This is a genomic window from Bartonella sp. MR168JLCBS (assembly GCF_042194175.1).
Map to the genome: position 1 here is coordinate 335 of NZ_JBHIMP010000582.1, position 233 is coordinate 567.

The following is a 233-nucleotide window of genomic DNA, read 5'->3' on the forward strand; positions in this document are numbered from 1 at the left end:
ACCCCTGGACCTTTTGCTTCTTCAATCTGCCCACCTTCAAGCCCATAAGAAATAAGGCAAGCCCCTATAACGCCATATAAAATAAGGAAACAGAGCAAAGAAAAAAGTAAGCGTGGACGAGCAGAATACGAACGACGAATGGAGAAATTATGAAAATCCAACTGGTTATTTAAGCGCTTTTTCTTCTGGGAAAAGAGAAAAAATGATTTCATCATCGCACGCCTTTTTGAACA

The 233-nt window shown here is 39.9% G+C and carries 1 pseudogene; it reads right to left on the reverse strand.

Annotated features, from left to right (window positions below):
• Positions 1 to 212 (reverse strand): annotated as a pseudogene (locus ACFIK8_RS12825) (penicillin-binding protein 2); the annotation flags it as partial.
• Positions 213 to 233 lie beyond the last annotated feature (21 nt).